This is a genomic window from Duganella sp. Dugasp78 (assembly GCF_059491455.1).
In genome coordinates, this window is record NZ_CP168506.1 from 3,601,740 (window position 1) to 3,623,782 (window position 22,043).

Sequence of the window (22,043 nt, forward strand, 5' to 3'; positions counted from 1 at the left end):
GCGTAGGCGGGAATCCATGCACTGTATGAATTCCCTCCATAGTGCGCTGGCCGGGATGCTCAGCATGGATTCCCGCCTGCGCGGGAATGACGGCGGTGCGGTTACAGGTGTTGCGCGGCCTTGGCCATGATGATCAGGCCATTGGTGGAGCTGTCGTGGCGTTCCGGCTTGATGTCGCCGGTCAGCTCCGCGTGGATGTTCTTGGCGAGGACCTTGCCCAGCTCCACGCCCCACTGGTCGAAGCTGTTGACGTCCCAGATCACGCCCTGCACAAAGGTCTTGTGCTCGTACAGCGCGATCAGCGCGCCCAGCGTGGACGGCGTCAGCTGGTCCATCAGGATGGTGTTGGACGGGCGGTTGCCGGGGAAGGTCTTGTGCGGCACCAGCTCATCGATTTCGGCCTCGCTCAGTTTTTGCGCGGTCAGGTCGGCGCGCACTTCGGCGGCGGTCTTGCCGGTCATGAAGGCTTCCGATTGCGCGAAGCAGTTGGCCAGCAGCGAATCGTGATGTCCCGCCAGGTCGTGCGTGGCGCGCAGCGCGGCGATGAAGTCGATCGGCGTGACGTCGGTGCCCTGGTGCAGCAGCTGGAAGTAGGCGTGTTGCGCATTGGTGCCGCACTCGCCCCACACCACCGGGCAGGTCGGCGTGTCGACTTCTGCGCCGGCGCGCGTGACGCGCTTGCCGTTGCTCTCCATGTCCAGCTGTTGCAGGTAGGCCGGGAAGCGGCTCAGGTCCTGGTGGTACGGCGCGATCGACAGCGAGCCGGCGTTGAGGAACTGACGGTTCCAGAAGCCGACCATCGCCAGCAGCACCGGCATGTTCTGCTCCAGCGGCGCCTCGCGGAAGTGTTCGTCCATCGCGTGCGCGCCGCCCAGGAAATCGCTGAAGTAGCCGAAGCCCACCGCCAGCGCCACCGCCAGGCCGATCGCCGACCACACCGAATAACGGCCGCCGACCCAGTCCCAGAACGGGAACATATTGGCCGGATCGATGCCGAAGGCCTTCACCGCGTCGGTGTTGGTGGAGACGGCGACGAAGTGGCGCGCCAGGTCTTCTTCCTTGGCCGTTTGCAGGAACCAGCTGCGGGCGGTGCCGGCGTTGAGCATGGTCTCGGCGGTGACGAAGGTCTTGGAGGCGATGATGAACAGCGTGGTCTCGGGATTGACCTGCGCCAGCGCGGCGTCCATGTCATGGCCGTCGACGTTGGAGACGAAGTGCATCTTCAGGCGTGGGTGCGAATACGAGCGCAATGCCAGCACGGCCATCTTCGGTCCCAGGTCCGAACCGCCGATGCCGATGTTGACGACGTCGGTGATCGGCTTGCCGGTGTGGCCCAGCCAGGTGCCGCTGCGCACGCGGTCGGTGAAATCCTTGATGTGGTCCAGCACCGCGTGCACGTCGTGCGCGATGTCCTGGCCGTCGACCGTCAGTGCCTTGCCGCGCGGCATACGCAGTGCCGTGTGCAGCACGGCGCGATGTTCGGTAAGATTGATCTTCTCACCACCCAGCATGGCGTCGCGCTGGTGCTCCACGCCGCGTTCGCGCGCCAGGTCCAGCAGCAGGCCGATGGTCTTGGCGTTCAGGCGGTTCTTCGAATAATCGAGGAACAGGCCGGCCGCGTCCACCGTCAGTTTGGGGAAGCGCTGGGCGTCGGCGGCGAACAGTTCTCGCAATTGCCAGTATTTCGCGTCGGCGGCATGGGATTCGAGGGCTAGGAAGCTGGAAGTGGAGGTCAGTGCTGGCTGGCGCATAATTGAGTGGCGTCGTTAAGTCTGAGGGAGGGATGCGTGAATGATACAGGAAAATCCGGTAAATTCACTACGGTTCCTTGAAAACTATATCGCGAAGGGCGTTGCTCCCAGGTGCGGGATGTTATTTTGATCCGACCGGCAACGCATCGATATAAGAAAAGTAGGCTGAATTCGAAATTTTGTAGTAAAATTTCACGGAATTCATTCATAAGGAACGATCATGGCGTTGCATCCAGTCCTAGAAACCGTCACCGCACGCATTATCCAGCGCAGCAAACCATCGCGCGGCGCTTATCTGGCCCATCTTGAAGCCGCCCGCGTCAAAGGCGTGCAGCGCGGCGCGCTGGCCTGCACCAACCTGGCCCATGGCTTTGCCGCCTTCCCCGCCAACGACAAGCTGGCGCTGAAGGAACTCAAGAAGCCGTCGGTGGCGATCGTCTCGGCCTACAACGACATGCTGTCGGCCCACCAGCCGTTCGAAGGCTTCCCGGCGCTGATCAAGGATGCGGTGCGCGAAGTCGGCGCAGTCGCCCAATACGCCGGCGGCACGCCCGCCATGTGCGACGGCGTCACCCAGGGCCAGCCGGGCATGGAATTGTCGCTGTTCTCGCGCGACGCCATCGCCATGTCGACCGCCATCGCACTGTCGCACAATATGTTCGACTCCGCCGTCTATCTGGGCGTGTGCGACAAGATTGTACCGGGCCTGCTGATCGGCGCGCTGCACTTTGGCCACCTGCCTGCGGTGTTCGTGCCGGCCGGCCCGATGACCACCGGCCTGTCGAACTCCGAGAAAGCCAAGATCCGCCAGCTGTACGCTCAGGGCAAGGTCGGCCGCGCCGAACTGCTGGAAGGCGAATCGCAGTCCTACCACAGCGCCGGCACCTGCACCTTCTACGGCACCGCCAACAGCAACCAGATGCTGATGGAGGTGATGGGCCTGCACTTGCCGGGCGCCGCCTTCATCACCCCGAACACCCCGCTGCGCGACGAACTGACCAAGGCTGCCGCCAAGCGCGCCGCCGTCATCACCGCGCAATCGAAGGAATACCTGCCGGTCGGCCACGTGGTCGATGAGAAGTCCATCGTCAACGCCATCGTCGCGCTGCTGACCACGGGCGGCTCGACCAACCACACGCTGCACCTGGTGGCCATCGCCAAGGCGGCCGGCATCGTCATCGACTGGAACGACTTCGACGAGCTGTCGAAAGTGGTGCCGCTGCTGACGCGCATCTACCCGAACGGCAACGCCGACGTGAACCACTTCCACGCCGCCGGCGGCACTGGCTTCGTCATCCGCGAACTGCTCGATGGTGGCCTGCTGCACGACGACGTCACCACCATCCTGGGCAAGGGCCTGCGCGCGCACTGCACCGAGCCATTCCTGGGCGAGGGCGGCAAGGGCGTGGTCTGGAAGGACGCGCCGGCCGAGTCGGGCGACGAGGCGGTGCTGCGCAAGATCACCGCGCCGTTCTCGCCGGACGGCGGCACCGTGCTGGTACAGGGCAACCTGGGCCGCGCCGTGATGAAGGTGTCGGCCGTCAAGCCGGAGCACCAGACGGTGGAAGCGCCCGCGTTGACCTTCAATTCGCAGGAAGACTTCATGGACGCCTACAAGGCCGGCCAGCTCGATCGCGACTTCGTCGCCGTGCTGCGCTTCCAGGGCCCGCGCGCCAACGGCATGCCGGAACTGCACGCGCTGACGCCAGCGCTGGCCAACCTGCAGGACGCCGGCCGCCACGTGGCGCTGGTCACCGACGGCCGCATGTCGGGCGCGTCGGGCAAGGTGCCCGCGGCGATCCACGTGTCGCCTGAGATCCTGGCCGGCGGTCCGCTGGGCCTGGTGCGCGATGGCGACATCATCCGCGTCTGCGCCAGGACCGGCACGCTGGAAGCGCTGGTCGAATCGAGCGTGTGGCATTCGCGCTCGCTGGCCACGGCCGACCTGACGCCGAACGGCGTGGGCATGGGCCGTGAGCTGTTCGCCATGTTCCGCAACAGCGTGTGCGAAGCGGAGAAGGGCGCGACCACGTTCCCGCTGCCGTCGCCGATTCCTACCACGGTAGGCCTGCATGCCAAAGACCCGGTCGGCAATACCGTGCCAGGTTCCGATGAAGATTTCTCGATGAAGAAAGAAGCGTAAATCATGACCATGACTCTGCTCGACATTATGCGTACCTCGGCCGTGATCCCTGTGATCGCGATTGACGAACCTGAACATGCAGTACCGCTGGCGCGCGCGCTGGTGGCCGGCGGCATCCGCGTGCTGGAAGTAACGCTGCGCACCAAGCACGGCCTGGGCGCGATCAAGGCCATGTCGGAAGTGGAAGGCGCCATCGTCGGCGTCGGCACCTTGACGCAGCCGGAGGAATTTGTCGCAGCGCGCGATGCGGGCGCGGTGTTCGGCGTGTCGCCGGGCTTGACGCAGGCGCTGATCGCCGCCGCCAAGAGCAGCGGCCTGCCGCTGCTGCCGGGCGTGATGACGCCGTCGGAAGTGATGGCGGCGCGCGAGCATGGCTTCCGTCAGTTGAAGTTGTTCCCGGCGGTGCCGGCCGGCGGCATCGGCATGCTGAACGCGATTGGCGGTCCGCTGCCGGACGTGATGTTCTGCCCGACCGGCGGCATCTCGCAGGAGACCGCGTCGCAGTTCCTGGCGCTGAAGAATGTGGCTTGCGTAGGTGGCTCGTGGCTGACGCCGAAAGACGCCATCGCGGCCGGCGACTGGCAACGCATCACGGACCTGGCCAAGGCGGCCAGCGGCCTGCGCTGATAGAAAAAAGACGCCGCTGGCGAATGCCGTTCAGTCAAGCGTCGTCATTCCCGCGAAGGCGGGAATCCATGCTGATTTTGTCCTGCAGGCGCCGTATGGATTCCCGCTTTCGCGGGAATGACAATAAGCTATTCAGGCTTAACTGAACGGCATTACGCCGCTGGCGTCTTTTTTTATGGCAGATCAGGCGGGTTTCTCATTTTTCCGAAGCATCGAAAGTTCTTCGCGGATGACCTTTCTGAGAGCCGCCGCCGTAATCGGCTTTCCAGGTTCGGCAGGTGGATTCATTGCGCTCCGTAGCGCGGTGTTGATCATGGTTTGATAGCCGGTACCTTGCGCTTCGGCCAAATCTCGAAAATGTTGGATGACATCGTCATCAAGCATGATGGTAATGCGCGTTTTTCCTGTTGCCGCGATAACGGCGCCGCGCTTTCCCTTGCTGAAATCATATTCTTTACGCATGATATTGCTCCGCCTCGCCTTTGCTGGCCTTGCGCGCAGAAATCAGCCGGGTGCGATCTCCACGAGGGGTATGGACGACGACCAAAATTCTTGCGCTAGAGTCAGCGCCCAGCGTGACAAAGCGCTGCTCATCCAATGAGTCGTTATCTTGAATCGTGACGGCCATTGGATCGTTCAGCGCTTCTTCCGCCTGGGAAAAGCTAACCTTGTGCTTGTTCAGATTTGCTCTTGCCTTGGCTGGATCGAATTCGACATCTGTATAGGGATTATGCATATCCTATACATATAACGTCAAGCGAAGCGTGCGCCTTGACGTTGCACAGTTCTAGAGTTATCAGCGGTTGGGATTCAGGCAGAATAGTCCCGCTTTGACGGCGAGTTCCAGCACCGGCGCGGCTTGGTCCTTGTTTTTGAAATACAGGATATTGGTGTCGTCCCAACCGGCCGCGTAGATGCAGCCTAGTTCCGGCAGGATGACGAATTGCGACGGCACGCCGTAGTCGTTGAAGCGTGACTGGCGCAGGAAGCCTTCGCGGTCGGTGTAGCGCTTCAGTACCACCTTGGCCTTGGCCGGCCAGCGGCCGCGGTAGCGCAGCGTGTAGACCGGCGTCAGGTCGAACAACGCCGCCCAGTGCTGCTCGAACTTCTTGTTGCGCTGTACGCGTTCCTGGCCTTCGAAACAGTCCAGCAGATGCCATTCGCTCTCGTCGTCGAGCCAGTGGTCGAACACGGAGACCGCCAGGCGCTCCATGCCGCCGTCCGAGTCCAGCTCCCTGATTTGCTTCAATTGCGGAAACTGCCGGTGGATTTCGGCAGCGACGTTCGCGTCAACGCGAGACAGCATCTTCATATACATCCTTGATTGGTGACTGAGCTTCAGCGCCGAAGTATATACGCTCACTCACCCGACTCAGCTTAATTGCACTGCTTTGCAGTTTCGAGGCGTGGCATTCTCGTGATACAAGTCCGCCAGATATTCACACAGCTCGTCTTCAGCGACGTCACCGGGCACGACAAAGTCCGCCGGCCTGCGCTTCCCATCGGCCCCAAGGTAAAAGGCCCGCCAGTCTCCGCCTGAGCCAGTGATGGCGATAAAGGCACCGAAAATGTTAAACCTGAATTCTTTCATGCGCACTCCTGAGTGGTACTGCCTCGTCTGAAGATGGAAACTCTACACGAAGTTCAGGCAGGCCGGAACGTGGCAAGATATTTCGCCGGCACCGTTACGTCGTATAGGGCGCCGGAGAAGGCCGCGACGATCAGCGTGGCGGCCGTGAAGCCGGAGACCACCAGCAGCACCTTGGCCGCGCGCATCGCCCGCGCGCTCAGGCGATCATGCGCCAGCCAGTGCAGCGCCCGCGCCAGATGGACCGTGATCGCCAGCACGGCGAAGAAGTAGTAGGGCATGAAGAAGTAGCGATACGGCAGCACGTGCATGCCGGCGGCGGCATAGTAGAAGTTCGTATCGAGCCCGAACCGCATGCGTCCGGCCAGCACCGCGCCCACATGCACCAGCAGGAAGAACGCCAGATACAGTCCTGAACCAAGCTGCAACAGGTCGAGTCCTTCATGCCGGTCGCGCCAGCGCCGGCGCACGAAGGTCAATCCGCTGGCGACCTGGCTGGCGGCGCACAGCAGCAGGATGACTTCGACCACCCGGTTGCGGTACACCGTACGGAACGCCTCCATGAAGTGGATGTGCGCCTGCGGGCTGACTGTCGCCAGCAGGTGATTGAACAGATGCAGCGTCAAAAAAGCGCCGAGCACGCAGGCGCCTGCGCGATGGATCCTGTGCAGCATGTCGGCTTATGCCTTATGCCGCGCGGTCGCGCAGCCGCATGCGCAGGCCCACCGGCGACATCGTAAAGGCCATCAACTCGTCCGGCTCCCTGCCATCCACCGTGTCGAGCGAGGCGATGTCGAAGCTGTTGAGCAGCATGGCGCCGGCCAGTTTGATTTCCAGCAGGGCCAGATAGCGCCCAGGGCAGGTGCGCACGCCGGCGCCGAACGGCATCGACACATGCTTGTTCATCGCGCCGTCGCCTTTCTGCAGCCAGCGTTCGGGATCGAACTGACTGGCCTGCGGGACGTGGCTCTCGCTGACGCTGTCGTGACGCATCACGCACCACACCATGCCGCCCTTGGGGATCTGCACATCGCCGATCACGCTGTCGCGCAAGGCCTCCAGCGGCAGGAAGGGCGCCACCGGTTTCAAACGCATGGCTTCCTGGGCGCAGGCGTCCAGATAGTCCAGCGCATCCATCTGCTCGATGGTGAACGCCGCCGTGTCGGGCGCGACGCGCTGCACTTCCTCGCGCGCCTTGCGCAGCGCGGCCGGGTTCTTTTGCAGCAGGTACAGCATCCAGGCCAGCGTATTGCTGGTGGTGTCCTCGCCGGCCAGCAGCAGCGTGGTGACGTTGCCCGCCACGGTGATGTCATTGACGCCGCTGTCGCCTTCGTCGGCCGCGCAGATCATCGCCTCCAGCAGGTTGGCGGGATGCTCGCGCCGGTGCGGCTCGGCGGCCAGGCGCGCGCGCGCGGTGCCGATCAGTTGATCGACCGCCTTGTCCAGCTGCCGCACACTCTCGTCCAGGCGGCGGTCGCGCGGCAGCTTCACGTAGCGCCAGTACGGGAACAGCGCAAACGAGCGGCGCGACACCTCGGGCAGGATCGCGTCCATATGGCGCTGGATCACATCCTCGCCGCCGTCGATGGTGTTGACGTCGGTGCCGAAGGCCAGGCCGGCGATCACGTCGACGCTGAAGCGCTTCAGGTCCTCGGTCAGGTCGATGGCGCTGCCGTCGCGCGCGGCCTGGCGCCAGCGCTGCTGCAGCCGCAGGCCGACCTTCACCAGCGAAGGGAAGTAGGCCTTCACCGCGTGGGGCGCCAGCGCGGTCATCACCATGCGGCGCTCGTTGCGCCACGCCGCGCCTTCGGCCAGGAACAGGCCGGGACGGCCGCCCATTTCATTCGACACCTCGGCCGTGATGGAAGGGCGGCGGAAGCCATCCGGGCGGTCGCGCAGCACGGCGTTGACCAGTTCATGCCCGGCCAGCACCACCATCGGCACGTTGCCTATGCTGATCTTGAACACGGGGCCATACTGCTTGCTCCATTCCTCGACATCGCGATGGATGCTATCGAGCCGCATGTTCGGCAGGTTGCCCAGCAGCGGCCAGGGGCGAGGTCCCGGCAGGTTCTCGACGGTGCGCAGGATGGGGGCGGCGGTGATGGCATGTTCCATTTCGGCTTCCTTGAGTGACGATGCCTCACTATGCCGCGCCGCCGCCGGCCCGTATTGAACGTTTGCGACAGCTTTGGTATAAACTTTGCAAATGTCCAACACCGACCAACCATCCCTGACGCGTTTGATCGTGCCGCCTTTCGCGCTGGCCTCCTGCGTGCGCGCCTGCGTCACGCGCAGCACGGTGGAGCGGCCGCTGACCGATCCGGCCGACCGCTTCAATCACTTCCCCGCCACGCCGCATTGCTCGATCACCTGGTTCATCGAGGGCGAGGCCGAGGTGGTGCAGCCGCCGGGGATGCCGAAGACCTCGATCCGCGCCGTGTTCGTCGGCCCGCAGACGCGGCCCATGGCCACCTACAATCCGGGGCCGGTGCGGATGCTGATGGTGTGTTTCTATCCGCAGGCCATGCACGCGTTGAGCGGCCTGGATGTGCCGGCCTGGGTCAACCGCTGGGACGCGGTCGACCGTGTGCTGGGGCCAGAGTGGCAGGCGATGTCCGGCGAGTTGCTGGCCGCGGCCGACGACGCGGCGCGGCTGGCGGTGCTGGAATCGTTCCTGGCGCCGCGCTGGCAGGCCGCGCGTCCCGGCGGTCCCGGCGCGACGGCGGGCGACTGGGTGCGCCACCTGGCGTGGCAGGTGGCCGATACCGCGCTGGGGCGCGGCGTGCGCAGCATCGAGCGCCACATCAAGGCGCGCGCCGGCCAGCCGATGCGCAAGCTGCTGCGTTTGCAGCGCGCCGAGCAATCGTTCTTCGACGCCCGCGACGAGTTCCTGGCCGGGCGGGTGGTATGGTCCGACGTGGCCGCGCGCGGCGGCTATTCCGACCAGGCCCACTTCTGCCGCGAAGCGCGCGAGATCACCGGCCACAGCCCGCACGAGCTGGCGCGCATGCTGAAATCCGAAGACGAAAGCTACTGGATCTACCGCATCTGGACCTAAACCAAACTGCGGGGGTCAAGTCTGACATTCGGACACGGCCTCTGCCGTAGCGACCGCTACGGCAGAGGCCGTGTCCGAATGTCAGACTTGACCCCCGCCTATGAGGGTGCCGCCCCAGGCGGCCGGGTCGACGTCGGCGATGGTTTGCGTGAAGGTCCACACATGCCCGCCGGGATCGGCCACCGAATACTGGCGCTCGCCGAAGGGATAGCCGGTCGGAGGACTCAGCGAGCGCGCCCTGGCGGCCAGCGCGCGCTTGTAGTGCTGGTCGATGTCGGTGATGCGCACCATGATCGAGTGGCACGGGTGCGGGCAGGGCGGCGCCGGCGCCGGCCGCTGCGCCACCACCACGGCGCCGGCGCCGCCGGCGATGTCGAGCTGGATGCGGTGGTCGCCGATGCGCAGCCGCTCGCTGAAGCCGAACGCCTCGCACAGCCATTGCGCCGCCACCGCCACATCCTGGTAATGCAACACCGGGATCACCATCACATCCTGGATCGAGCGGTTGGGCGCCAGCTGCGTCATAAGTTGGTCCTCGGTGTGGATTTATCGTACAGGGATTTTCAGCTTCAGCTCTTCCCAGGCGGTGGTCAGCAGGCAGGTGATCAGCAGCGCGCTGTACTCCCAGCCGCCGGTGCCCGGCCCGACCACGAAGAAGCCGTTGTGGCGGTGGAACAGGATGATGCCGGTGGTGTAGATGATAGTCAGCGCGGCGCACACCGGCAAGGTAAATAAACGCAGCGCCAACAGCGCCGAGCCCAGCGTCTCGACCAGGTTGACCGCGTAGGCCAGCACGGTGCCGCTGCCGGCCGGGAAGCCTTCTTCTTCGAGGATCTGGCCCAGGATGGGGCTGCTGCCCTCGTAGAAGCGGTAGGCGCCGTGGGTGAACAAAATGGCGCATAAAACCAGGCGCAGCAGGTCGGTGCCGGCGCTGGCGCGTGCAAAGATTTTCATGAGGCTCTCCGGGAATGTTATTGTTTTTGCATTGTCACGGAGGCACTCTAGCACAAGCGGCCCGCGCTGGATATCAGCCCGGCAGCAAGGCTTCGGTGCGGTTGCGGCCGTTGCGCTTGGCGAGGTAGAGCGCGCGGTCGGCGGCGCCGATCAGCGCCTCGATCTCCACCGTCGCATCGACCTTTTGCGTGGCGATGCCGATGCTGATGGTGATCTGCTGCGTGTCGCCGCCGTTGCGCTCGTGCGGGATGGCCAGCTCCTGGGCCCGGGCGCGGATCGCCTCGGCCATCACGGTGGCCTGCTCGACGTCGGTCTCCGGCAGGATCATGGCGAACTCCTCGCCGCCGTAGCGCGCCATCAGGTCGCACGGGCGCTTGAGCATGGCCGCCAGCGCGGCCGCCACCTGGATCAGGCACTGGTCGCCCTTCTGGTGGCCGTAGTGGTCGTTGTAGGCCTTGAAGTGGTCGATGTCGATCATCAGCAGCGACAGCGGCGTGCCGCCGCGCTTGGCGCGCCGGTGCTCTTTTTCCATGGCGACGTCGAAGTGGCGGCGGTTGGCGATGCCGGTCAGGCCGTCGGCAAAGGTCTGCGAGCGCAGCACCATGGCCTGCTCGCGCAGCAGCTTCTCCCGTCCGACGGCGATGCTGACGTCGTTAATCTGGATCAGGCAGTGGCGCGCCGCGCCTTCGACCGCGATGGGCGTCACCTCCACCGCCTGCTGGATGCGCTCGTTGCGCGCGGCCGCCACCGGGCTGGCGTACAGCGCGAACGGCGCCTTGTTGAGCGTCTGCGACAGCAGCGAGGGAAAGTTGTTGTACAGCGCCTGCTGGATCGCCGCCTCGACCCGGCCGCCGCGCAGGCCGGGGCAGACCGTGAAGAAGTCGGCGCCGATCACCTTGTCGTGGCCCAGGCCGGAATGCTTGATCATCCAGGAATTCCACAGCACGATGCGGCGCTCGTTGTCGAGCACGATGGCGCCCAGGTTCACCGCGCACAGCACGCTGTGCAGCAGGTGCAGGCGGTGCGCTTCGGTCAACGGGCTCATCATGCCTGGCCCATGGCGCGGGCGATGTAGAGGTTGATCTGCTCCTTGAGGTCGTGCAGCGCCGAGACGTCGAGCACGAAGGCGACGTAGCCGTGGATCTGGTGCTTTTCCAGCAGGAAGTCGATGTGCAGCATCAGCACCACGGTGTCGGGCAGGCTGCCGGAGGCGATCAGGATCTCGTCGCTGGTGCCGACGTGGTAACGCGGCAGCGAGCCGTGCAGCTCGCGCTGGAAGATGTTGGCCAGCGTGCCGACGCAGGAGTTGAGGATGATGTTGCCGATCTCGCACATGGCCTCCTGCTCCATCTCGGTCAGCTCCTTGAGCGGCACCGCCTCGCCCACCATCAGGCGCACGATCTCCAGGCTCTTATCCTCGGGGAACATGAGGATGGCCTCGGTCGCGAACGCGCCCTCGTAGTGCTGGCTGACGCCGCAGATGGCCTCGGCCTCGTGGGTCTTGCCGTCGAGCAGGCGTGCGGCCTCGGCGCGGTTGATGAAGCTCACCGACGGCACCGACATGCGCACCGTCTCGTTGACGATGGCGCTCATCGAGGCCGCCGCCTGGCCGACGCCGATGTTGAAGATCTCGATCAGCGCGTCGTTTTCCAGTTCGGACAGGGTAAACATGATCAGGCCGCTTCCAGCGTGGACAGCAGCTGCGCGATGCGCGCCTCGGTGATCGGCTTTTCCATGAAGCCGATGCCGAGCTGGGTGGCGCGCTCGCGGGTGGCCGACTGCACATTGGCCGTCAGCAGCGAGATCGGTATGGCGGGGAATTCCTGGCGCAGCAGCTCGGCGGCGGCGATGCCGCCCATGCCGGGCATGTTGACGTCCATCAGGATCAGGTCCGGCGGCGCGGCGCGCGCCTTGAGCAGCGCGTCCTCGCCCGTGCCCGCCTCTTCGACGATCCAGTCGGCATGCAGGCTGGCGATGTACTGGCGCGCCATCAGGCGCGATACGCGGCTGTCATCGACAATCAAGACTGTTTTGGTCGGCATCATGTCTCATCCCCGGTCATCATTATTGGACCTGCGTGATGACCATTCTCGCATATCCGGCCCCGTCGCTGGCAACCATCGTTGCGTCGCCGCAGCGCTTGTGCCAGTCTGCGACAATGGCGCCGGATGGATGTTGTCTGTGCGCAATTTTTTGCCGAAAACGGTGGCGGACGGGGGCGATCCGTTAAAATAGCGGGATTGAATTCCCCTCTCTGATAGAAACATCATGACCCAAGACGAACTGAAACAAGCCGTAGCCCGCGCCGCCATCGATTACGTGGTGGACAACCAGATCATCGGCGTCGGCACCGGCTCGACCGCCAACTTCTTCATCGACGAGCTGGCCAAGATCAAGCACCGCATCAAGGGCGCGGTGGCCTCGTCCGAAGCGACCGCGGCGCGCCTGCGCGGCCACGGCATCGAGGTGTTCGACCTCAACGACGTGCCGGAAATCGCCGTCTACATCGACGGCGCCGACGAGATCACCAATACCGGCGCCATGATCAAGGGCGGCGGCGCGGCGCTGACGCGCGAGAAGATCGTCGCCTCGGTGTCGCAGCAGTTCGTCTGCATCGCCGACGGCTCCAAGCTGGTCGAGGTGATGGGCAAGTTCCCGCTGCCGGTGGAAGTGCTGCCGATGGCGCGCGCCGCCGTCACCCGCGCGCTGGCCAAGCTGGGCGGCACGCCCAAGCTGCGTCTGAAGCCGGGCACCGAGGAAGCGTTCATCACCGACAACGGCGGCATGATCATCGACGTGGCCGGCCTGGCGATCGCCGATCCGGTGGCGCTGGAGCAGCAGATCAACCAGATCGTCGGCGTGATCGCGGTCGGCCTGTTCGCCGCACGCGGCGCCAACGTCTGCCTGCTGGGCGTGGCGGACGGCGTGCAGACGCTGAAATTCTGACCCCCAACCCGTGGTGGGGTCAGACCCCTGCGGGGTCCGACCCCTAAGTGGCGGAGCCGGTTCCGCCGGATATGGTGGCGGGGTAGAAGCGCCGCCAACTACTGTGAAAGCCAGTCCCATGAAACGATTGCCGGTACTGCTGTTGTCCTGCGCCTCGCTGCTGAGCGCCTGTTCCTGGCTGCCGTCGATCGGCAAGCCGCGCGACGAGCAAGCCGCGCCGCGCAAGCCGGCGCCGCGCACCACCGCCGACGACGGCACGCCGTTGAGCTATGTGGACGGGGTCGAAATCCAGAAGGTGCCGTTCCGCGCCGGCGTGTCGTCGGCGACGGTCGAGAGCCTGGCCAAGCAGCAGGGCTGCCACGGCGGCTGGGGCGCGGGTTTGGTGAGCGAACCGGGACCGGTCGAGGTGTATCGCATGACTTGTGAAAACGGCAAAGTTTTCATGGCGAAATGCGAACTGAAGCAGTGTAAGGCGATGTAGGTCCTGCACGCCGGCGGCAGGCGCCGCCGGCGTTTCCAACCACCTTATTCGGTTGGCGGCACGTAGCCCATGGCGGCGTCGGCGCCGTCGCCGAAGAAGTGTTTCTCCATTTGCGTCGCCAGGTATTTGCGGGCGCGCTGATCGGCCAGGTTCAGACGGTTTTCGTTGACCAGCATGGTCTGGTGCTTCAACCAGGCCGCCCAGGCTTCCTTGGAAACCGATTCATAGATCTTCTTACCCAGTTCACCCGGATACGGCGGGAAGTCCAAACCCTCGGCTTCCTTGTTGAGTTTGATGCATTGCACGGTGCGGGCCATCTGTGTTGCTCCTAAAGCTGACTGTAAAACGAGATTATAAGGTCTTAATCAAAACCTGGGATTTGCGCTGCCAGTTATACATGCGCTGACGGTCCTTGGGCAGCGCGTCCACGGTGGACGGCACGAAGCCGCGCTTTTGGAACCAGTGCGAGGTGCGGGTGGTCAGCACGAACAGCTTTTGCACGCCGATGGCGCGCGCACGGTTCTCCATGTGCTTGAGGATGCGCTCGCCGTCGCCCTGGGCCTGGACGTCGGGGTTGACGGTCAGGCAGGCCATTTCCGCCATCTTCTGTTCCGGGAACGGGTACAGCGCGGCGCAACCGAAGATCACGCCGTCGTGGTCGATGACGGAGAAGTAGTCGATCTCGCGCTCGATCAGCTCGCGGCCGCGCTTGACCAGCGTGCCGTCCGCCTCCAGCGGCTCGATCAGCTTGATGATGCCGCCGACGTCCTCGATGGTGGCCTGGCGCAGCGATTCCAGGTTCTCGTGCGAGATCATGGTGCCCACGCCGTCGTGGGTGAACAGTTCCAGCAGGGCCGAGCCGTCCATCTCGAACGGCACGATGTGCGAGCGCTCGACGCCGTTGTCGCAGGCCTTGACGCAGTGCTTCAGGTAGAAGGCGGTGGCGTCCGGCAGGAAGCCGGCCTGCAGCACGGCCTCGGCCTGGTGCGAGGACAGCTCGCGGATCTCGGTGCCGCCGGCGTCGGTCATCATCGGGGTCTCGGTGATGAAGATCAGCTTGTCGGCGTGCAGGGCGATGGCGGTGCTGCAGGCCACGTCCTCCATGGTCAGGTTGAAGGCCTCGCCGGTCGGGGAGAAGCCCAGCGGCGAAAGGAGGACCAAGCCGTCGGAGCCGAGGATGGAGTGGATGGTCTCGGCGTCGACCTTGCGGGTGATGCCGGTCAGCTCGAGGTCGACGCCGTCGATCACGCCCAGCGGACGGGCGGTGATGAAGTTGCCGGAAATGATACGGATGGCCGCGTGCGACATCGGCGTGTTGGGCAAGCCTTGGCTGAAGGCGGCCTCGATGTCCAGGCGCAGCTCGCCGGCGGCCTCCTTGGCGCACTCCATGGCGGCGGTGTCGGTGATGCGCACGCCGTTGTGGAAGCGGCCTTCGACGTTACGCAGGGCCAGTTGCTCGGCCACCTGCGGGCGCGAGCCGTAGACCACGGTGACGTTGATGTCGAGCGCGTGCAGCAGCGACAAATCGTGCGCCAGCACCTGCAGCGCGCCGGCGCTGACGAGTTCACCAGGGAAGGCGACCACGAAGGTCTTGCCACGGAAGGCGTGGATGTACGGCGCGACGGAGCGCAGCCATTGGACGAATTGGGTAGGGTTTTCCATTAGCCGCATTATAATTCGGTGCGCGACTTCCGCGCCAAAACCTTTGTAAAAAACAATGTCAGAAGCCAGCAACAAGTCTAAAGGCGCGTCCAGCACGCCCGCCAGCACGCAGAACGCCCCCTCCCGCACTCCGCAAGCGCCCAACGCCCGGCCAGGGCAGGGCCAGCCACGCCCGCAAGGCGAGGCGCGCCCGCGCGGCCCGCGCCCGGAGAGCGGCCAGCCGCGTTTGCCTGGACGTGCACCCCGAACCGAGGCGGGGTCTGACCCCGTACGGGGTCAGACCCCTGGCTCCGGTTTGCGGGGGGGGCGGCGCGCGCCGCTGCCGGATGGCGAGGGCTCGCTGCCGCCGCCGCGCCGCGAACCCCGGTCGCGCCTGACGCCCGAGGAACTGGCCGCCAAGGAAGCCGAACGCGCCTTCCGCAACCCGCTGCCGCCGATCACCTATCCCGAAGACCTCCCGGTCTCCGGCCGCCGCCACGAGATCGCCGAAGCGCTGCAAGGCCACCAGGTCATCATCGTCTCCGGCGAAACCGGCTCCGGCAAAACCACGCAGCTGCCGAAGATCTGCCTGGAACTGGGCCGAGGCCAGAAGGGCCTGATCGGTCACACGCAGCCGCGCCGTATCGCCGCCTCGTCCACCGCCAAGCGCATCGCGCAGGAGCTGGGCACGCCGCTGGGCGTCACGGTGGGCTTCAAGGTCCGCTTCGCCGACACGCTGACCAAGGGCGCCTCGGTCAAGCTGATGACCGACGGTATCCTGCTGGCCGAAACGCAAACCGACCCGCTGCTGAAGAACTACGACACCATCATCATCGATGAAGCGCACGAACGCAGCCTGAACATCGACTTCCTGCTCGGCTACCTGAAGCAGCTGCTGCCGCGCCGTCCGGACCTGAAGGTGATCATCACCTCCGCGACCATCGACGCCGACCGCTTCTCGCGCCACTTCGGCACGCCGGAGAAGCCGGCTCCGGTGATCGAAGTCTCCGGCCGCCTGTACAAGGTGGAAGTGCGCTACCGCCCGATCGAAAGCGACGTGCAGAACCCGGCCGTGGCCAACGCCGAAGGCAAGGGCCAGCGCACCGCCGCCGCCCGCGAAAAGCGCGACCTGATGGATGCCGTGGTCGACGGCGTCGACGAACTGGCGCGCCTCGGCTCGGGCGACGTGCTGGTGTTCCTGCCCGGCGAACGCGAAATCCGCGACGCCGCCGAAGCCCTGCGCAAGCACCACCCGCCGCACGTGGAGATCCTGCCGCTGTTCGCCCGCCTGTCGGCCGAGGAGCAGGAGCGCGTGTTCAAGCTGACCAACGCGCGCCGCATCGTGCTGGCCACTAACGTCGCCGAAACCTCGCTGACCGTGCCGGGCATCCGCTACGTGGTCGACGCCGGCCTGGCGCGCGTGAAGCGCTACAGCTATCGCAACAAGGTCGAGCAGCTGCAGATCGAACCGATCGCGCAATCGGCGGCCAACCAGCGCGCCGGCCGTTGCGGCCGCGTGGCCGACGGCGTCTGCATCCGCCTGTACGAAGAGCAGGACTTCCTGCAACGGCCCAAGTTCACCGAGCCGGAAATCCTGCGCTCGTCGCTGGCCTCGGTCATCCTGCGCATGAAGTCCCTGCATCTGACGGATGTGGAGACCTTCCCGTTCATCGAGCCACCGCTGGCGCGCGCCATCGCCGACGGCTACCAGTTGCTGCAGGAACTGGGCGCGGTCGACGAATACAACCAGCTCACGCCACTGGGCAAGAAGCTCGCCAAGCTGCCGCTGGACCCGCGCGTGGGCCGCATGATCCTGGCCGCGCTGGACAACGTTTGCCTGGACGAGATGCTGATCATCGCCTCCGCGCTGTCGGTGCAGGACCCGCGTGACCGGCCGATGGAGCACCAGCAGGCCGCCGACGAGGCGCACAAGAAGTTCGCCGACGAGAAGTCCGAATTCCTCAGCTATATCAAGATCTGGAAGTGGTTCGAAAACGCGATTGAGCACAAGAAGACCAATCGCCAGCTGATGGACAACTGCCGCACCAACTTCCTGTCGCAGCTGCGCCTGCGCGAGTGGCGCGACGTGCACTCGCAGCTGCTGACCATCGTGAAAGAGCAGGGCTGGCGCATCAACGACACGCCGGCCACCTACGAGAACCTGCACCTGGCGCTGTTGACTGGCCTGCTGGGTAACATCGGCTTCAAGAGCGAAGATGAACCGGGCGCCGGCTACCTTGGCGCGCGCGGCATCAAGTTCAACATCTGGCCGGGCTCCTCGCTGCTGAAGAAGCCGGGCAAGTGGATCATGGCGGCCGAACTGGTCGACACCACGCGCCTGTATGCGCGCTGCGTGGCGCAGATCCAGCCTGAGTGGCTGGAGAAGGTCGGCGGCCACCTGCTGAAGAAATCGTGGGGCGAGCCGCGCTGGGAGAAGAAGACGGCGCAGGTCAGCGCGTCCGAACGGGCCACCTTGTACGGGCTGGTGGTGTACAGCCAGCGCCGCATCAATTACGGTTTGTTCAATCCGGTGGAGGCGCGCGAGATCTTCATCCGCGATGCGCTGGTCGGCGGCGACTACGAAACGCGCGCGCCGTTCTTCGCGCACAACCATAAACTGATCAAGGAAATCGAAAACCTTGAGCACAAGTCGCGCCGTCTCGATGTGCTGGTGGATGATGAACTGATCGCCGCCTTCTACGACAAGCTGATACCGGCCGACGTGGTCAACGGCGCCGGTTTCGAGAAGTGGCACAAGGATGCGACGGCCGCCGAGCCCAAGCTGCTGTACCTGAACCGCGACGAATTGATGCGCCACGAAGCGGCCGGCGTCACCACGGACCTGTTCCCGAAGATGATGTCGGTGACGGGCCTGGAGATGCAGCTGACCTATCACTTCGAGCCTGGCAGCGTGCGCGATGGCGTGACCATGTCGGTGCCGCTGTACGCGTTGAACCAGCTGCCGCGCGAGCGTTGCGAGTGGCTGGTGCCGGGCATGCTGAAGGAGAAGGTGCATCTGCTGCTCAAATCCCTGCCGCAGAAGCTGCGCCGCCATTGCGTGCCGCTGCCGGATTACGCCGCCAAGTTCTGCGAGCGTGTGCATGAAGCGGGTGTGTTCGGCCGTGGCGATCTGATTGACGCCATCATCGCCGACATCCGCGCGCAGATCACGATCTCGGTGCTGACCAGCGACTTCAAGCCGGAGACGCTGCCAGCCCACCACTTCATGAACTTCAAGGTGATCGACGAGCACGGACGCCAGCTGGAGATGGGCCGCAACCTGGCCACGCTGCAGGCGGAATTCGGCACGCAGGCGCGCGAGAGCTTCCAGAAGATGGCCGAGTCGTCGGGCGGCCAGGGCGTCAGCATGCGCGCGCTGGGTACGAGCGGCAGCGCAGGCAGCACCGCGTCGTCCGCATCGGCGAAAGCCTCCGCACCGGCGGCGCAAGGCAAGGGCGCGCCCGCCGCTGCGTCGACGGCCACCAGCGGTATCACGCTGACCGGCCTGACTTCGTGGACCTTCGGCGAATTGCCGGAACTGCTGGAGATCGCGCAAGGCAAGCTGACGCTGATCGGCTTCCCCGCGCTGGTCGACAAGGGCACGCACTGCGATCTGGAAGTGTTTGACGATCCGACCGTGGCCGCGCGCACGCACCGCGTCGGCCTGCGACGCCTGTTCTCGCTGCAGATGAAGGATCAGATCAAGTTCATCGAAAAGAGCATTCCCGGCTTGCAGCAGATGGGCATGCAGTTCATGAGCATGGGGACGCAGGAAGAGCTGCGCGAGCAGATCATCAACAAGGCGCTGGACATCGCCTGCCTGCAAGATCCGTTGCCGCTGGATGCAGCCGGTTTCGCCAAGCGCAAGGACGAGGGCAAATCGCGCCTGGTGCTGCTGGTGAACGAGATCGCGCGTCTGCTGTCGCAGGTGCTGACCGAGTTCCATGGCCTGCCCAAGCGCCTGCAGGGACTGCCCGCGCAGGCGGCGGCCGACATGCAGTCGCAGTTGCAGGGATTGGTCAACAAGCGCTTCCTGTCGGAGAACGAGTACAGTCAGCTGTCGCACTTCCCGCGCTATCTGAAGGCGATGAACGTGCGCATCGAGAAGCTGCGCGGCGACCCCGCGCGCGACGCCAAGCTGATGGCCGAATGGCAGCAGGCCGCGACACTGTACCAGCGCGCCAACAAGGACAAATCGGCAGGCAAGAACACCGATCCGAAGATGGTGGAATTCCGCTGGATGCTGGAGGAGTTGCGTGTGTCCTTGTTCGCGCAGGAGTTGCGCACGCCGATGCCGGTATCGGCCAAGCGTCTGCAAAAAGTGTGGGAGTCGATGCAGCGCTAAGCGTTGGTTATGAGCGCTGGCGTACGCAGCCTGGAGCGGCTTTCGGGGTAGACTTTATCGCAACAGGAGATCGCCGCGATGAAGAAAGCCGCCAGCAGTTTGTTGCGAACTTTGGTCCGCACGGGGACGCGGCAAAGCCGTTCCGTCAGCAAGCTCGTGACGGCACTGTTCACCGCCCCCGCAGCCGCCAAACCCAAACGAAAACGCAAGCCGGCCGCCAAGTCGAAACCCGCCAGCAAGGGGTCTGACCCCGGACGGGGTCAGACCCCGGCATCTGGTGTGCGGGGTCAGCGCGCGCCCCACGTCCCGCCCTCGCCGGGCAAATGGCTTGCATCGCACTACGCCGCACCCACGCGCCGTATGAGCTACTGGCTCTACCTGCCCGACAACCGGCCCGAAGACACGCAACGCAAAGGCCTGCCGCTGCTGGTGATGCTGCACGGCTGCCACCAGACCGCGACCCAGTTCGCGCAAGGCACGCGGATGAACCAGTGGGCCGAGCAGATGGGCTACGCCGTGCTCTATCCGCAGCAACTGGTCAGCGCGCAGGCGCAGCGCTGCTGGAAATGGTACGACCGCGCCACGCAGGAGGGGGGCGGCGACGTCCCCACCATCGTCGGCATGATCAACCAAGTGATGTCGCAATACGCCATCGACCGTTCGCGCATCTACATCGCCGGCATTTCGGCCGGCTCCGGCATGGCCAACATCATCGCGCTGAATCATCCGCAGCTGTTCGCCGCCATGGGGCTGCATTCAGGCCCGGTGTTCGGTGCTGGCCACAACACCATCGGCGCGCTGGGCGTGATGCAGCACGGCGCCGCCATGCGGTCCGAGGCCGCCGCGCACGAGGTGCTGATGCGCCATCCGCAATTCCCCGGCATGCCCGCGATCCTGATCCAGGGCGAGGGCGACCAGGTGGTCCGCCCGATCAACCAATTCCAGCTGGCGCATCAAAGCAGGCTGCTGAATCGCCTGTCCGCAGCGCCGAAGATCACGCACAAGCCGCAAGGACGCGGCGGCCGCCACAACGCCCACCAGCTGCACGATTTTTACGAAGGAAGAAAACTGCTGCTGCGCGTCGCCCGGATCGCTGACCTGGAGCACGCCTGGAGCGGTGGCGACCCCGCACTGGCCTTCAACGCCAAGGCCGGCCCGGACGCCAGCAAGATGATGCTGGAATTCTTCTCACGCCACCGGCGCGTATAGGTGGCGTATAGACGTTAAAGCAGAAAAGCCAGCGCGGCCACGATCGTCGGCGCCAGCGCGCCGGCCAGCAGGCCGATAGCGCCTATCGATTCATCCTGGAAGCCGCGCCGCAGCAGCGAGACGCCGGCCGGATTCGGTGCGTTGGCGATCACCGTCAAACCGCCGCCGGCCACCGCGCCGGCCACCAGCATGTATTGCGACTGCGCCGAAATCCCCTGGATCAATGAACCGAGATAGGTCAGCGCGGCGTTGTCGGTAATCGCCGTCAGGCCGAGCGCGCTGAAGAACAGCGCCATCGGCGGCAAGCTCTCGACGATGGGCTGCAACCACCATTGCTGCATGCCGCCCAACACCACCAGCCCGGCCAGGAAGAAGCCGACCAGCAGGCCTTCCTTGATGATCAGCGGATTCTGGTAGCGCTGGTAAGCCTGCGTGAATCCCAGGAACAGCATAAAGATGCCGAGGAACAGCACCGGGTGATGGCCCAGCAGCACCACCGCCGCCAGGAAGGTCAAGTGGATTGCGGTGACCGCCAACGGCACCGCCGGCGCCGCCGCGGCCTCGGCCGACGGCGCGGCCGGCGCCCGCAGATGCCGGCGCAGGACGAAAGTGATCGCGCTCGCGTTGATCAGCACCGCGATGGCCGCTTTCCAGCCGAAATGCGTGACCATGAAGGCGCTGTCCCATTGCCAGGTGCCGGCCACCATCAGCACCGGCGGCGCGGCGTAGGCGGTCAGCGTGCCGCCGATCGAGACGTTGACGAACAACACGCCCAGCGCGCCATACTTCAGCCATTCCGGCATGCCGTCGCGGAAGACCAGCGGCGCCAGCATCAGCGCGGCCAAGGTCATCGCGGCCGGCTCGGTGATCAGCGAGCCGGTCAGTGGCACCAGCGCCAGGCCGAACCACACCAGCGCCAGTTCGACGCGCATCGGCAGCAGCTTCGCCAGCACCAGCAGCAGGCGCTCCATGATGTCCAGCACCGGCCGCGAGGCGGCCACCACCATGACGGTGAACACGAACAGCGGCTCGGTATATTGACGCGATTCGGCGTAATGGATGGCCGACTCGCCCCCGCTCAGCAGCGCGATGGCGGCGATCAGGATGAAGGCCCAGAAGCCGAACACCACCTCCACTTCGCCCAGCAGGTGGAACAGGCCGGCGTGGCGCGGATGCCGGTGCGACAGTACCTCGAAGGATTTGGCTGCGAAGGTGTGCAGCAGCGCCAGTCCGAACAAAATGGCGCCGACCAGTTGGATGGTTTGCAAAGGATGTCCTTGTTGAGTTGCTTAAACCA

General features: G+C 65.0%; 22 protein-coding genes. 7 read left to right on the top strand and 15 right to left on the bottom strand.

Going from position 1 to position 22,043, the window contains the following annotated elements; all coding sequences use genetic code 11:
• Positions 1 to 101: 101 nt before the first annotated feature.
• On the bottom strand, positions 102 to 1,751 hold the full coding sequence (gene pgi, locus ACEN9O_RS15935) for a glucose-6-phosphate isomerase (protein WP_495612854.1): 1,650 nt from the start codon (positions 1,749 to 1,751) through the stop codon (positions 102 to 104).
• 220 nt (positions 1,752 to 1,971) lie between these two features.
• Between pgi and edd the strand changes: the two genes are divergently transcribed.
• Entirely contained in the window at positions 1,972 to 3,894 is a 1,923-nt protein-coding gene (gene edd / locus ACEN9O_RS15940; RefSeq protein WP_495612855.1) for a phosphogluconate dehydratase, read from the top strand.
• 3 nt (positions 3,895 to 3,897) lie between these two features.
• The gene (gene eda / locus ACEN9O_RS15945; RefSeq protein WP_495612856.1) at positions 3,898 to 4,521 is read left to right on the top strand and encodes a bifunctional 4-hydroxy-2-oxoglutarate aldolase/2-dehydro-3-deoxy-phosphogluconate aldolase; all 624 of its coding nucleotides are present in this window, start codon (positions 3,898 to 3,900) and stop codon (positions 4,519 to 4,521) included.
• A gap of 183 nt (positions 4,522 to 4,704) precedes the next feature.
• On the opposite strand, the gene ACEN9O_RS15950 is transcribed toward eda, so the two are convergent.
• From ACEN9O_RS15950 to ACEN9O_RS15975, 6 genes are read right to left on the bottom strand one after another with little or no spacing between them, the layout of a single operon-like run.
• Positions 4,705 to 4,983 (bottom strand): BrnA antitoxin family protein, encoded by a 279-nt coding sequence (locus ACEN9O_RS15950; protein WP_495612857.1) that lies wholly within the window; start codon positions 4,981 to 4,983, stop codon positions 4,705 to 4,707.
• Positions 4,976 to 5,257, bottom strand: coding sequence for a BrnT family toxin (locus ACEN9O_RS15955; protein ID WP_495612858.1), 282 nt, complete (start codon positions 5,255 to 5,257; stop codon positions 4,976 to 4,978). The genes ACEN9O_RS15950 and ACEN9O_RS15955 overlap by 8 nt, the downstream gene beginning before the upstream one ends.
• Before the next feature lie 60 nt (positions 5,258 to 5,317).
• The gene (locus tag ACEN9O_RS15960; protein ID WP_495612859.1) at positions 5,318 to 5,833 is read right to left on the bottom strand and encodes a hypothetical protein; all 516 of its coding nucleotides are present in this window, start codon (positions 5,831 to 5,833) and stop codon (positions 5,318 to 5,320) included.
• A 60-nt stretch (positions 5,834 to 5,893) separates the two neighbouring features.
• Positions 5,894 to 6,112: a DUF7661 family protein gene (locus tag ACEN9O_RS15965; protein ID WP_495612860.1), complete on the bottom strand. Its 219-nt coding sequence runs from the start codon at positions 6,110 to 6,112 to the stop codon at positions 5,894 to 5,896.
• Between the two features lie 53 nt (positions 6,113 to 6,165).
• Entirely contained in the window at positions 6,166 to 6,783 is a 618-nt protein-coding gene (locus ACEN9O_RS15970; protein WP_495612861.1) for a hypothetical protein, read from the bottom strand.
• A 13-nt stretch (positions 6,784 to 6,796) separates the two neighbouring features.
• On the bottom strand, positions 6,797 to 8,227 hold the full coding sequence (locus tag ACEN9O_RS15975; RefSeq protein WP_495612862.1) for a cytochrome P450: 1,431 nt from the start codon (positions 8,225 to 8,227) through the stop codon (positions 6,797 to 6,799).
• A gap of 91 nt (positions 8,228 to 8,318) precedes the next feature.
• Between ACEN9O_RS15975 and ACEN9O_RS15980 the strand changes: the two genes are divergently transcribed.
• Positions 8,319 to 9,170, top strand: a complete 852-nt coding sequence (locus ACEN9O_RS15980; protein WP_495612863.1) for a DUF6597 domain-containing transcriptional factor — start codon at positions 8,319 to 8,321, stop codon at positions 9,168 to 9,170.
• Between the two features lie 81 nt (positions 9,171 to 9,251).
• On the opposite strand, the gene ACEN9O_RS15985 is transcribed toward ACEN9O_RS15980, so the two are convergent.
• The 5 genes from ACEN9O_RS15985 to ACEN9O_RS16005 form a co-directional block, all read right to left on the bottom strand.
• Positions 9,252 to 9,695: a VOC family protein gene (locus ACEN9O_RS15985; protein WP_495612864.1), complete on the bottom strand. Its 444-nt coding sequence runs from the start codon at positions 9,693 to 9,695 to the stop codon at positions 9,252 to 9,254.
• A 21-nt stretch (positions 9,696 to 9,716) separates the two neighbouring features.
• Entirely contained in the window at positions 9,717 to 10,124 is a 408-nt protein-coding gene (locus ACEN9O_RS15990; protein ID WP_495612865.1) for a DoxX family protein, read from the bottom strand.
• Between the two features lie 73 nt (positions 10,125 to 10,197).
• Positions 10,198 to 11,172 (bottom strand): GGDEF domain-containing protein, encoded by a 975-nt coding sequence (locus ACEN9O_RS15995; RefSeq protein ID WP_495612866.1) that lies wholly within the window; start codon positions 11,170 to 11,172, stop codon positions 10,198 to 10,200.
• Positions 11,169 to 11,795, bottom strand: coding sequence for a chemotaxis protein CheC (locus ACEN9O_RS16000; protein WP_495612867.1), 627 nt, complete (start codon positions 11,793 to 11,795; stop codon positions 11,169 to 11,171). Before ACEN9O_RS16000 ends, ACEN9O_RS15995 begins: the two co-directional genes overlap by 4 nt.
• 2 nt (positions 11,796 to 11,797) lie before the next feature.
• On the bottom strand, positions 11,798 to 12,169 hold the full coding sequence (locus ACEN9O_RS16005) for a response regulator (RefSeq protein WP_495612868.1): 372 nt from the start codon (positions 12,167 to 12,169) through the stop codon (positions 11,798 to 11,800).
• Between the two features lie 223 nt (positions 12,170 to 12,392).
• Here ACEN9O_RS16005 and rpiA point away from each other — a divergent pair, with 223 nt between their 5' ends.
• Together rpiA and ACEN9O_RS16015 are read left to right on the top strand one after the other, a co-directional pair.
• Positions 12,393 to 13,070 (top strand): ribose-5-phosphate isomerase RpiA, encoded by a 678-nt coding sequence (rpiA, locus tag ACEN9O_RS16010; protein WP_495612869.1) that lies wholly within the window; start codon positions 12,393 to 12,395, stop codon positions 13,068 to 13,070.
• 118 nt (positions 13,071 to 13,188) lie between these two features.
• Positions 13,189 to 13,551, top strand: a complete 363-nt coding sequence (locus ACEN9O_RS16015) for a hypothetical protein (protein ID WP_495612870.1) — start codon at positions 13,189 to 13,191, stop codon at positions 13,549 to 13,551.
• Between the two features lie 44 nt (positions 13,552 to 13,595).
• Here the strand turns inward: ACEN9O_RS16015 and ACEN9O_RS16020 are convergent, their stop codons facing one another.
• A complete protein-coding gene (locus ACEN9O_RS16020) occupies positions 13,596 to 13,868 on the bottom strand; it encodes an oxidative damage protection protein (protein ID WP_008451241.1) in 273 nt (90 codons plus the stop codon).
• 34 nt (positions 13,869 to 13,902) lie between these two features.
• The gene (gene argA / locus ACEN9O_RS16025) at positions 13,903 to 15,213 is read right to left on the bottom strand and encodes an amino-acid N-acetyltransferase (protein ID WP_495612871.1); all 1,311 of its coding nucleotides are present in this window, start codon (positions 15,211 to 15,213) and stop codon (positions 13,903 to 13,905) included.
• 55 nt (positions 15,214 to 15,268) lie between these two features.
• On the opposite strand from argA, the gene hrpA reads away from it, so the two are divergent.
• The gene (hrpA, locus tag ACEN9O_RS16030) at positions 15,269 to 19,537 is read left to right on the top strand and encodes an ATP-dependent RNA helicase HrpA (RefSeq protein ID WP_495612872.1); all 4,269 of its coding nucleotides are present in this window, start codon (positions 15,269 to 15,271) and stop codon (positions 19,535 to 19,537) included.
• Between the two features lie 360 nt (positions 19,538 to 19,897).
• Positions 19,898 to 20,746 carry an extracellular catalytic domain type 1 short-chain-length polyhydroxyalkanoate depolymerase gene (locus ACEN9O_RS16035; protein WP_495612873.1) on the top strand — a complete coding sequence of 283 codons (849 nt, stop codon included), beginning with the start codon at positions 19,898 to 19,900 and terminating at the stop codon, positions 20,744 to 20,746.
• Between the two features lie 14 nt (positions 20,747 to 20,760).
• On the opposite strand, the gene ACEN9O_RS16040 is transcribed toward ACEN9O_RS16035, so the two are convergent.
• Positions 20,761 to 22,014: a putative Na+/H+ antiporter gene (locus ACEN9O_RS16040; protein ID WP_495612874.1), complete on the bottom strand. Its 1,254-nt coding sequence runs from the start codon at positions 22,012 to 22,014 to the stop codon at positions 20,761 to 20,763.
• Positions 22,015 to 22,043: the final 29 nt, after the last annotated feature.

Bases quoted from the DNA above. Each gene is read 5' to 3' on its own strand.
- ACEN9O_RS15995 (WP_495612866.1), bottom strand. From the start codon at position 11,172: ATGATGAGCCCGTTGACCGAAGCGCACCGCCTGCACCTGCTGCACAGC.
- ACEN9O_RS15970 (WP_495612861.1), bottom strand. From the start codon at position 6,783: ATGCTGCACAGGATCCATCGCGCAGGCGCCTGCGTGCTCGGCGCTTTT.
- hrpA (WP_495612872.1), top strand. From the start codon at position 15,269: ATGTCAGAAGCCAGCAACAAGTCTAAAGGCGCGTCCAGCACGCCCGCC.
- ACEN9O_RS16015 (WP_495612870.1), top strand. From the start codon at position 13,189: ATGAAACGATTGCCGGTACTGCTGTTGTCCTGCGCCTCGCTGCTGAGC.
- edd (WP_495612855.1), top strand. From the start codon at position 1,972: ATGGCGTTGCATCCAGTCCTAGAAACCGTCACCGCACGCATTATCCAG.
- argA (WP_495612871.1), bottom strand. From the start codon at position 15,213: ATGGAAAACCCTACCCAATTCGTCCAATGGCTGCGCTCCGTCGCGCCG.
- ACEN9O_RS15965 (WP_495612860.1), bottom strand. From the start codon at position 6,112: ATGAAAGAATTCAGGTTTAACATTTTCGGTGCCTTTATCGCCATCACT.
- ACEN9O_RS15950 (WP_495612857.1), bottom strand. From the start codon at position 4,983: ATGCGTAAAGAATATGATTTCAGCAAGGGAAAGCGCGGCGCCGTTATC.
- ACEN9O_RS15990 (WP_495612865.1), bottom strand. From the start codon at position 10,124: ATGAAAATCTTTGCACGCGCCAGCGCCGGCACCGACCTGCTGCGCCTG.
- rpiA (WP_495612869.1), top strand. From the start codon at position 12,393: ATGACCCAAGACGAACTGAAACAAGCCGTAGCCCGCGCCGCCATCGAT.
- ACEN9O_RS16035 (WP_495612873.1), top strand. From the start codon at position 19,898: ATGAGCTACTGGCTCTACCTGCCCGACAACCGGCCCGAAGACACGCAA.
- ACEN9O_RS15960 (WP_495612859.1), bottom strand. From the start codon at position 5,833: ATGAAGATGCTGTCTCGCGTTGACGCGAACGTCGCTGCCGAAATCCAC.
- ACEN9O_RS15975 (WP_495612862.1), bottom strand. From the start codon at position 8,227: ATGGAACATGCCATCACCGCCGCCCCCATCCTGCGCACCGTCGAGAAC.
- ACEN9O_RS15955 (WP_495612858.1), bottom strand. From the start codon at position 5,257: ATGCATAATCCCTATACAGATGTCGAATTCGATCCAGCCAAGGCAAGA.
- eda (WP_495612856.1), top strand. From the start codon at position 3,898: ATGACCATGACTCTGCTCGACATTATGCGTACCTCGGCCGTGATCCCT.
- ACEN9O_RS15980 (WP_495612863.1), top strand. From the start codon at position 8,319: ATGTCCAACACCGACCAACCATCCCTGACGCGTTTGATCGTGCCGCCT.
- ACEN9O_RS16020 (WP_008451241.1), bottom strand. From the start codon at position 13,868: ATGGCCCGCACCGTGCAATGCATCAAACTCAACAAGGAAGCCGAGGGT.
- ACEN9O_RS16005 (WP_495612868.1), bottom strand. From the start codon at position 12,169: ATGATGCCGACCAAAACAGTCTTGATTGTCGATGACAGCCGCGTATCG.
- ACEN9O_RS16000 (WP_495612867.1), bottom strand. From the start codon at position 11,795: ATGTTTACCCTGTCCGAACTGGAAAACGACGCGCTGATCGAGATCTTC.
- ACEN9O_RS15985 (WP_495612864.1), bottom strand. From the start codon at position 9,695: ATGACGCAGCTGGCGCCCAACCGCTCGATCCAGGATGTGATGGTGATC.
- pgi (WP_495612854.1), bottom strand. From the start codon at position 1,751: ATGCGCCAGCCAGCACTGACCTCCACTTCCAGCTTCCTAGCCCTCGAA.